General features: G+C 37.8%; 10 protein-coding genes. 7 read left to right on the plus strand and 3 right to left on the minus strand.

Translation table 11 applies throughout. From position 1 onward, the window contains the following. Positions 1 to 24 precede the first annotated feature (24 nt). Together BMW30_RS08525 and BMW30_RS08530 are read left to right on the plus strand one after the other, a co-directional pair. Entirely contained in the window at positions 25 to 696 is a 672-nt protein-coding gene (locus BMW30_RS08525; protein WP_091475867.1) for a Crp/Fnr family transcriptional regulator, read from the plus strand. 27 nt (positions 697 to 723) lie between these two features. Beyond that, on the plus strand, positions 724 to 1,431 hold the full coding sequence (locus BMW30_RS08530; protein ID WP_091475870.1) for a hypothetical protein: 708 nt from the start codon (positions 724 to 726) through the stop codon (positions 1,429 to 1,431). Positions 1,432 to 1,476: 45 nt separating this feature from the next. On the opposite strand, the gene BMW30_RS08535 is transcribed toward BMW30_RS08530, so the two are convergent. Then, positions 1,477 to 2,886, minus strand: coding sequence for an aldehyde dehydrogenase family protein (locus BMW30_RS08535; RefSeq protein WP_091475873.1), 1,410 nt, complete (start codon positions 2,884 to 2,886; stop codon positions 1,477 to 1,479). A 144-nt stretch (positions 2,887 to 3,030) separates the two neighbouring features. Here BMW30_RS08535 and BMW30_RS08540 point away from each other — a divergent pair, with 144 nt between their 5' ends. Further along, positions 3,031 to 3,576 (plus strand): hypothetical protein, encoded by a 546-nt coding sequence (locus BMW30_RS08540; RefSeq protein ID WP_091475875.1) that lies wholly within the window; start codon positions 3,031 to 3,033, stop codon positions 3,574 to 3,576. A gap of 34 nt (positions 3,577 to 3,610) precedes the next feature. Continuing rightward, positions 3,611 to 3,964: a hypothetical protein gene (locus tag BMW30_RS08545; protein ID WP_091475878.1), complete on the plus strand. Its 354-nt coding sequence runs from the start codon at positions 3,611 to 3,613 to the stop codon at positions 3,962 to 3,964. Positions 3,965 to 3,968: 4 nt separating this feature from the next. Here the strand turns inward: BMW30_RS08545 and BMW30_RS08550 are convergent, their stop codons facing one another. Both BMW30_RS08550 and BMW30_RS08555 read right to left on the minus strand, forming a co-directional pair. Further along, the gene (locus BMW30_RS08550; RefSeq protein WP_091475880.1) at positions 3,969 to 5,330 is read right to left on the minus strand and encodes a hypothetical protein; all 1,362 of its coding nucleotides are present in this window, start codon (positions 5,328 to 5,330) and stop codon (positions 3,969 to 3,971) included. A 16-nt stretch (positions 5,331 to 5,346) separates the two neighbouring features. Continuing rightward, complete coding sequence (locus tag BMW30_RS08555) at positions 5,347 to 6,390, minus strand: NAD(P)/FAD-dependent oxidoreductase (RefSeq protein ID WP_091475883.1); 1,044 nt, start codon at positions 6,388 to 6,390, stop codon at positions 5,347 to 5,349. A gap of 68 nt (positions 6,391 to 6,458) precedes the next feature. Here BMW30_RS08555 and BMW30_RS08560 point away from each other — a divergent pair, with 68 nt between their 5' ends. From BMW30_RS08560 to map, 3 genes are read left to right on the plus strand one after another with little or no spacing between them, the layout of a single operon-like run. Next, entirely contained in the window at positions 6,459 to 7,043 is a 585-nt protein-coding gene (locus BMW30_RS08560) for a DUF3267 domain-containing protein (RefSeq protein WP_091475886.1), read from the plus strand. Positions 7,044 to 7,100: 57 nt separating this feature from the next. Further along, a complete protein-coding gene (gene dinB / locus BMW30_RS08565; RefSeq protein WP_091475889.1) occupies positions 7,101 to 8,168 on the plus strand; it encodes a DNA polymerase IV in 1,068 nt (355 codons plus the stop codon). A gap of 47 nt (positions 8,169 to 8,215) precedes the next feature. After that, entirely contained in the window at positions 8,216 to 8,971 is a 756-nt protein-coding gene (gene map, locus BMW30_RS08570; RefSeq protein ID WP_091475891.1) for a type I methionyl aminopeptidase, read from the plus strand. Positions 8,972 to 9,389 lie beyond the last annotated feature (418 nt).

Here is a 9,389-nt window from a genome sequence, read left to right on the forward strand (position 1 = left end):
TTTATAGAACAAGGAGTGATTTTTATGACCACGCATGAGCACATTTGCGTTTCAATCGTACCGCTATTTAATCACTTAAATTCTCCTGATCAGAAGCGGATAAAAGACCGAGTCATATCAAAAAAATACGATAAGGGAGAAGTGATTTTTTCGCCGGACAGTGATGATCAATTGACGATTGTTTCTCGTGGTAGCCTTAAGATATATCGACTGAGTGAAAATGGTAAAGAGAGATTTTTGCGTATTGCAAAACCAGGTGATTATGATGGTGAATCCAGTCTGTTTGGTGTGACGAATGATAATATGTTTGCAGAAGCGTTAGAAAAGACTGAAGTGTGTTTCTTAAGACAGTCTGACTTTCAAGATTTGCTAAAAGAATATCCGGATTTAAGTTTAAAGTTGCTGACGATGAATGCTCAAAAATCAGCACAAACTGAAATTCAAACCCAGTTATTGTGGATGGAAAAAATCGAGCAGCGTTTAGCTTTTTATCTGTCTAATTTGTCATATGAACTCGATTTGGAGGTATTTGAGCTGCCAATGCAGATGAAGGATATTGCGAGTTATTTAGGAACTTCACCCGAAACATTATCGCGTGAATTGAAACGGTTAGAGAGAGCTCAGATCATCACACGAACGAGACGACATATTCAAATACTAGATATGGATCGACTTGAAAAAATTATAGAGAATTAATCTGTTGATTGAGGAGGCTTCTTAATAATGAAACAAATAATTTTAAAGGAGCTTTGGAGATACTTGAAGTTATTTGTGATCTCAACAGGCATTGGTATGGTGTCTTTATTAATTGCGAGAGATGCTGGCTATATTGACGAGGAACACTATTTAACGATTGTTCCATATATGATGATCATCTTCTTAATAATAATGGTCTGTGACTTTCTTTACCGGTATTTAGTAAGAAAAGTGCACATGTCCATTCGTAATTCTAGAGCGAGAGGGAAGGATAGTATCATGTCTCCGCTGCCAATTATTGCAATGGTGTTTACGAGTGTGACCGTGTTAAACTCAGCGATGATTATATTAGGTTTTGATACACCGATCGAGGGGCCTGAAGCATTCATACAGATGATTTTATTGATTATTTTAATTGCAATTTTAGTCGGGATGTTGCTCAGTAGTCATTTAAAATCGTGGTATATAAACTTCGATAAAGATCAGTTATTTTCTAGATTTGTTGAATCTGGAGGTAAGTATTTATTTCGATGGACGTCAATATTGTTTGCGATAATTGTTGTGGGTCTGGGATTAATTACTCTTATTTTAAGCATCACTTTAAATATTGAAACAGGACTAGCAATGCATGAGACGTTTATAAAAATATATGGTTCAGTTGTTGCACTTGGTTTGATTGCGAAGTTCTTGGCTTATAGAAAACGCATGGAAATTGAAAACAGTCGCTTGAAATAATTGAAGACCGTACTACAGGATTAAAGTGTAGTACGGTCTTATTGTTTACTTTAAAAACTTTCTGATAATATTTGTGAATGAATCTTTGTATGGTGCGCGATGGATGCTCATATCAAACCAATTTGGTGATTCATATAAGCCACGTTGATGCGTAAACGACTCGATGCTGAATTTTCCTTTATAGTTACCAACGCCAGAGTTTCTCAGTCCACCAAATGGTAAATTAGAGTTAGCAACATGCAGCAGGACATTATTGATAGATACATCTCCAGATGGAATGTGTGTTATCAAGATGTCTTTGTTAATATCGTCATTTGAGAAGATATAGAGTGCAAGAGGGTTTGGATTCTCACGAGTAATATCAATTGCTTCATCTAGTGTTTCATACGTGATAATCGGTAAAATTGGACCGAAGATTTCATCTTTCATAAGTGACGAAGTTTTATATTCATTGCCTTTTAAATAGACAAGTGTCGGCTCAATGAAACGAGCACCTTCATCATACGCACCACCTGCGATGATCTGATTTTGATGTTCATCAATCAGTTGAGATAATCTCTTATGATGACGACTGTTTACAATTCTACCGTATTGGTCATTCTCTGAAATGTTAATGCCATAGTAGGTATTAATCGCATGCTTCATCTCCATGACTAACTCATCTTTAATGTCTTCATGCACAAGTAGGTAATCCGGTGCAATACATGTTTGCCCTGCATTGATGAGTTTACCCCAGACAATTTTTCTAGCAGTATTTCTTACGTTCACGGTCGTATCAATAATCGCTGGACTTTTACCACCAAGCTCAAGTGTATGTGGAATCAATCGTTCTGAGGCAGATTTTGCAATGATTTTTCCGACATTTGTACTACCTGTAAAGAAGATATAATCAAAGTCACCTGCGATTAGTGCTTGATTCATTTCAACATCACCGGTCTTCACTGCAACGTATTCTTCATCGAACGCTTCAGTAATAATCGTCTCGATGACATCAGCTACATTTGGTGTAAGTTCTGATGGTTTAACGACGGCTGTATTTCCCGCACTAATCGCACCGACAAGTGGGTCCATGATCAGTTGGAACGGGTAGTTGAATGGACTGATAATCAGTACTTTACCGTACGGATCATTAAGAATGCGACTTTTACCTGGCCACATAAATATCGGTGTTCCAACACGTTTCGGCTGTGACCATTTTTTCAGATTTTTGACCATATTTCTAATCGTCTGATAGATGATGCCGATCTCCATTAACATGGATTCAGTTTCATGTTTACCTAAGTCTATTTTCAGCGCATCAATCACCGCTTGCTCATGATGCATAATCGACATTTTTAACCGTTCTAACTGCTTCATTCTAAATGCGTAACTGCGCGTCGCCTGTGATTTATAGAAGTTATCCTGGCGTGTAAGTAGACGTTCTACTTCTTGTTCTAATTGATTTTTATCAGACATGATTGAACTCCTTTTAACATTCTTTAACTAACTTTAACACGATTGAACTCGTGACCATAACAATTGAAACATATTATGTTTCTTTAAAAGGCCTGATAAAACGTATATAATATATTTAAGAAAAAATATATTGGGGAGGATAACATGGCACACTACCGTCTAAAAATTCGCATTGCATATAATGATCGACAAGTAGTTCTCGAAGATGAGAATGGCAAGCTCGTCGGTATAATTAAAAATGCAGAAGTTGACAAATGTGATAAGAGAAATACGTATTCTTTTAAAAATAATGATGAAGACGAAACAATCCTCGCCCTAAAGACACTTAGATTTTGGGATTTAAATGTTGGGAAATATTATGTTATTACAGATGGATCGACTGAAGTGATTAAAGAGACACCGGGTCAAAATTTAATTCTCTTTAGAGCTGAGGGTAAACTCGATGGTGAGCGATTCGTAGCAAAGGAGACGAACGATGGTCAGCTAAAATTGTTACTCGAAAAACAGACAATCTGTTTTATAGAAGAGCGCCACGGAAAGTCTGGTGCGTTCATTGATATACATGATGATATAGAAGAAGGATCGAAACTTTTTGCAGTCTGTGTGCTGATGTATTTTATGTTCAAACAATATTTGAGACAATCCTCTGAATTAGATTATATATTAGATTACCGTGTTGATTTCAATTAACTTTGACATAGAAAAATAAGTTTAGGAGTACATTATGTTAATCGTTGCACAAATGCTATTGCTGTTATTTGTTTTTGTCGCTGTCATTATTGTGACAAAACCTATACATAAAAATATTAGAATTGGAATTTTTGCTTATTTCATTATCAATATATTTGCATTGACTTGGTTTTTTGTAAATACGGATAATGTAGAGTTAACGCGACTATTCAGTGGATTAATTATACTCGGATTAATTCTTGTCATCATCTACCGGATATTTTTAATGTTCGGAAAATTAGAAAACTGGCAAAAAATAATTTTACTTTTTGCCAGCATTGTCAATGGTGCGATATTATTTTTTATACTAAGAATGCTGTTTGACCTAGTTTATATACAACTCGGTTAAACGACTAGATCAACATCATAAGCGAAGCGACGATGATGGCAATCGTCATCATCCGAAGCGCAAACCATTTATTTCTCCGTAGTATTGTCGACGGAGATACTTTTATGTTTTGAATCGTTACGTTCGTGATAGTGCTGTATGGTGAGTAAGCCGTTGTCGCGAGACCCGACGCAATGATGACAACCATTAAACTCAGCAGGGCTGCTTCATCAACGACGGGCATCAATATATCAAGCAAAATAGCAACGCCAGCAACCGCATGAATTCCGATTAGGGCTGTGACCGTTATGAATGCTGCAGCGATTAAAAATATAAAAATCGTATAGATTTCTACCTCGCCAAACTTCGATGATATCCAAGCAGGAACTGTACTATTTGAGAAACTACTTGAAAAAATACCAAGCGGTAAAAATAACACAACGAAGTTTTGTAAGTTGTTATTATGATGCTGCCAAGATGTAAATCCTTCACGTAAAAATCTTCGTGGAAATCTCAGGACGAGCGACACGATAAAACTAAATGGTAATAGCGTAAGTCCAATTGATAAGATAAAACTGAGCTCTGTATAGTTATTAAGTAGCACAACTGTTGTGATGAAAATTATTAGTATCACAAGCATTTGAGCAAGTGATTTGAATAACTTTTTATTATCAATTTCCGTATACGGCAAGTCCACTTTCACATCGCCAAATGTTTTTCTACTCGATATAATCTCTATAAGAAACATGATGAATGATATGATGAACAGCCAAGGTAACAACGTGAGATACCCGATACCAGAGTAATCGATGGAAACGACGACGATTAATTCGAGTGGTGTCGCCATCATTACGATTGCAAATGCTCGTGCAGTTGCAGCCATGATCATGTCATTTCTTGTATTAATGTTTTTGTTTGAAAACAGGTTAATCAATATTTGCTGCACAATGAAAACACCAGAAATATTTAAGAAAATCGATAAAAACCCAGCGTTCATAAATGACTTCATGTAAATATTCGGCAAGTAGTTATTTTTGTCTTGTATCGTTTGAGTCAAACTATCCTTCATACCACCGATTTGGAAAATCATGCTGATCCACGGCATCATGCTAAAAAATAAAATGAGTGGCACATTAGACAGCGTGTATGTGTACAGATCAAAAAATGATTGTTCACTCGTGAGTACAAATATAAATGCCACAGCGAAGAATATAATACTGATTATTTTAAATGTTTTTGAAGCGTGGAACCATGATATAAAAATCGATATGAGAACGAAAATTGAAGCGATATGTCCGAATATTTCAATATCAGTAAAATAGAATGATACAAAAGAAATTAACATTACAGAATAGAAAATATAGAATTGATTATTTGATTGTTTCATTCATGCATCCTCCATTTTAATTGATGTAGCTATAGTCAGATAAATCGAGCTCTGTCTCCACATTGTTTAAGAGTCGTGCCACTTCAGCACCAACAATTGGTCCGGCTGTAAGACCTGTTGAACCCATGCCGTTGATGACAAACTTGTTTTCTGCAACGCGACCGATGAACGGTAGAAAATCTCTCGTATGTGGTCTCAAACCAACGTTCATACCGATATCTCTAATTTTAAACCCGCTGAAGTATTCTTCAGCTAAGCTTTTTAAATATTTATAATTTTCGTGAGATGGCATTGTCGAGAAACTTGTCGTATCTTCATGTGTCGTACCGATCGCAAATTGGTTCGGGCTCATCTCAACAATATAAATTGGTCCGAGTGCCATGACGACAGGATTATGCAGTGTAGTAAAATCACTTTCTACTTCAAAATGATAAACTTCAGCACGTTGATGACTGACAGTCGGTTTGAATCCTTGTTCGATCCCCCAAGCACCTGTTGTGTAAATAATCTCTCCTTCGACCCGATCATCTTGGAAGTCTTCATTTTTCCATGTCCCACCGTTTTTAATAATACTTTCTTTAATTGCGGAGTTGAGTTTGGCACCATTCACTTGCGCGCCACCGTGTGTGTACACAGCAGGGAAGTGTTCAACAAAAGTCGGATGATATGTTCTGATCTTGTCGCGCTCAATAATTTCCACATGTTGCATTTCTGGTGCATCTTCCATTTTGCTAGATATGCGCTTATAACCTTTTTGAAGTACATTATTGTCTCGAAACAGGCTGAGTACACCTTTTTGTTGATAGCCAGTGTCCAATTGTGTATCGCGCTCTAACGCTTCAATAAATGATGGATAATAAGCGGCGCCAGTTTTTGCGAGTCGATACCATTTTTTGTTTCTGCGTTGAGAAATCCAAGGTGCGATGATCCCTGCCGATGCACGGCTCGCTTTACCTGCATCGTCACGATCGTATACTGTGATATCTGCGCCGTATTTTTGTAAATGATAAGCGACGGAAGCACCGATAATGCCACCGCCGACGATTGTGTATTTTTTCATCGTATTACTCCAATTGTCAAATGTAATTATGGTTTGATACCATTAAGAAAAAAGAATGAGGAATATAAATGCAGAAATTCGAACTTGATCTATTAAATGATTTGTCCGCTCAAAAGAAAATATCTAAATGGTCAATTATACTAATACTACTGTCAATTATACCATTTTTCGCACTAAATATTTTTTCACCATCTAGTGGGACTTCAGCTCTGTTGCTTCCAGAGTCGTTGAGCGCCTCTTTAGGTGGTTTCAGCATATTTTTAAATGTTATTGCCGTAGTTGCTATATTTCTTGTCCTTGTTGTCGTGCATGAAGCCATTCACGGCATATTGTTTAAAGTGTTTGCACCAAGAGAAAAAGTGAAATTTGGTTTTAAAGCAGGTATGGCATATGCGACAAGTCCGGGTTCAGTGTTTTCACGCGGGCAGTTTATTATCATCATACTTGCACCATTTGTCATAATCACGACACTCTTAATTATCGGTATGTTCGTCTTGCCACATGGGAGCTATAAGTATTTACTCATCGGACATACCGGTGCATGTATCGGAGATTTCTATTATGTGTATCTTGTATTAAAACATCCGCATTTAAAATATTGTATGGATACAGACACGGGGATGAATATGTATAAATTTGACCCACGCACATAGTGGAGAACGTGTGTTCGATATGTTAAAATATATGTATTAAGTTCAATGGTGATGCATATGGAAAGAAGAATTATTCATATTGATATGGATGCATTTTTTGCGCAAGTTGAACAGCGAGATCACCCAGAATATCGGGGCAAACCAGTTATTGTCGGCGGACGCACTGCCTCAAGAGGCGTCGTCGCAACGGCGAGTTATGAAGCGAGGAAATTCGGCGTACACTCCGCAATGCCGACGCGAATTGCCCACCAACTATGTCCTGATGGTATTTACGTCAGACCACGTTCTGACGTCTACAAATCTATCTCCGAAGAAATACATGAGATACTTGGAACGTATACGTCTTTGATTGAACCACTTTCACTTGATGAAGCCTATTTAGATATAACTCAGCTCGTGAATCGAGATAGACCAGCACGAAAAATAGCAATAGAAATCCAACGTGAAATATATGACAAAGTTGGATTAACGTCTTCTGCAGGCGTTTCATATAACAAATACTTAGCGAAGATGGCCTCTGGGATGAACAAACCATCTGGGACAACTGTGATTCACTATGACAATTTTCAAGAAATTTTGTGGAACCTAGATATCGGAGAATTCCCCGGTGTGGGGAAGGTGACACGAGAAAAAATGATACGTCGTGGCATTAAAACTGGACGAGACTTATATGATCTTTCAGTAGATGAACTCGTTGAGATTTATGGCAAACGTGGACGTAGCTTTTATAACAAAGCACGAGGAATTGGCACGAACGAACTGACTGTTTCACGAGAGAGAAAATCGATTGGCAAAGAGAAAACCTTTGATTATGACATTAATAATGATGAAGAAATATTGGATGTGCTTGAACGTTTATGTGGAGAAGTCGTAAGGCGACTCGATTTAAAAGACGTTGCTGCAAAAACAGTGACCGTCAAATTGAAAACCGATAATTATGTCACGCATACGAAGCAGATGGTAACAGACAATCCAGTCATGACAAAAGAGGAACTTTATCAGTATGCATATCACTTATATCATGAATTAAAAGATGCCGATCAATATATTCGATTGATTGGCGTGACGACTTCTAGCTTAGAGAAAAGGCAGTATCGCAATTTAACAATTTTTGATTTCCTATAACTTTGTTATAATAAATCATGGATTATGACAAGGGAGCTAAATAACTTATGATTATTAAAACAGAAGAAGAGCTTCAGCAAATTAAAGAGATCGGTGAGATTTGTGGTCGTGTATTAAAAGAGATGGTCGCATATACGAAACCAGGCATGACGACGAAAGAAATCGATGAATTTGGTGGAGAATTACTTAAAAAATATGATGCAGAGAGTGCGCCGATTTCAGAGTATGACTTTCCAGGATTTACATGTATTAGTGTCAATGAAGAAGTGGCACATGGCATTCCAGGAAGTCGCGTTCTGAATAGTGGAGATGTTGTTAACATCGATGTCAGTGCAAAGAAAAATGGACTGTTCGCTGATACGGGATTGTCTTTTATTGTCGGTGAAGTAGAAGACGAGAGAAAACAAAAAGTAATCGATGTATGTGAAATGGCATTCGAAGAAGCGATGAAGAAAATTAAGCCGGGCACGAAAGTGAGCCAAATTGGGCGCGCAGTTAATAATGTTGCACGTAAAAATGGCATGACCGTGATTAAGAACTTGACCGGTCATGGTATTGGGAAAACGTTGCATGATGTACCACAGCACATCATGAATTATTACGAGCCAGGAAATAGCGAGCTGTTGAAAGAAGGCATGGTAATTGCGGTCGAGCCGTTTATTTCGACAAAAGCGACGATTGTGCGTGAAGGAAAAAATGAATGGGCATACGAAACGAATGATGGCAGCATCGTGGCACAAAAAGAACACACGATTATCGTTACTAAAGATGGCCCATTGTTGATTACGAAAGTGGATGACTGACTTATGTTATTGGGTGTGCGGAAGGTCCAGATTTTGTGGGCTACCGCACACTTTTTTCATTGAAGTGGTACTTCTGAGGTGAAAGCGATGTGCTGAGTCCCACTATTGATAGCTTAGTGGTACTCCCGAAATGAAAACGGTGTGCTGAGTCACGCTAATGATTGTTTAGGACATGAAAAGTGGTCCTTGAGGAACAGTAAATGGTGTCTTATCTAGTTTAAATAGATTTGACGGACTATGAGAGTTGCTCACTGATACGCAGATTGATTTGCGTTCCAATGAGACTCGCTCACAGACACACAGATTGATTTGCGTTCCAATGAGACTCGCTCACAGACCCGCAGATTGATTTGCGTTCCAATGAGAATTCCACACAGACACGCAGATTGATTTGCGTTCCAATGAGAGTCGCTCACAG

The sequence above is a fragment of the Aliicoccus persicus genome, from assembly GCF_900110815.1.
GTDB lineage: Bacteria > Bacillota > Bacilli > Staphylococcales > Salinicoccaceae > Aliicoccus > Aliicoccus persicus.

What these genes read in the sequence shown, in the direction of transcription:
- BMW30_RS08525 (WP_091475867.1), top strand. Translation starts at nt 25, where the DNA reads ATGACCACGCATGAGCACATTTGCGTTTCAATCGTACCGCTATTTAAT.
- BMW30_RS08530 (WP_091475870.1), top strand. Translation starts at nt 724, where the DNA reads ATGAAACAAATAATTTTAAAGGAGCTTTGGAGATACTTGAAGTTATTT.
- BMW30_RS08535 (WP_091475873.1), bottom strand. Translation starts at nt 2,886, where the DNA reads ATGTCTGATAAAAATCAATTAGAACAAGAAGTAGAACGTCTACTTACA.
- BMW30_RS08540 (WP_091475875.1), top strand. Translation starts at nt 3,031, where the DNA reads ATGGCACACTACCGTCTAAAAATTCGCATTGCATATAATGATCGACAA.
- BMW30_RS08545 (WP_091475878.1), top strand. Translation starts at nt 3,611, where the DNA reads ATGTTAATCGTTGCACAAATGCTATTGCTGTTATTTGTTTTTGTCGCT.
- BMW30_RS08550 (WP_091475880.1), bottom strand. Translation starts at nt 5,330, where the DNA reads ATGAAACAATCAAATAATCAATTCTATATTTTCTATTCTGTAATGTTA.
- BMW30_RS08555 (WP_091475883.1), bottom strand. Translation starts at nt 6,390, where the DNA reads ATGAAAAAATACACAATCGTCGGCGGTGGCATTATCGGTGCTTCCGTC.
- BMW30_RS08560 (WP_091475886.1), top strand. Translation starts at nt 6,459, where the DNA reads ATGCAGAAATTCGAACTTGATCTATTAAATGATTTGTCCGCTCAAAAG.
- dinB (WP_091475889.1), top strand. Translation starts at nt 7,101, where the DNA reads ATGGAAAGAAGAATTATTCATATTGATATGGATGCATTTTTTGCGCAA.
- map (WP_091475891.1), top strand. Translation starts at nt 8,216, where the DNA reads ATGATTATTAAAACAGAAGAAGAGCTTCAGCAAATTAAAGAGATCGGT.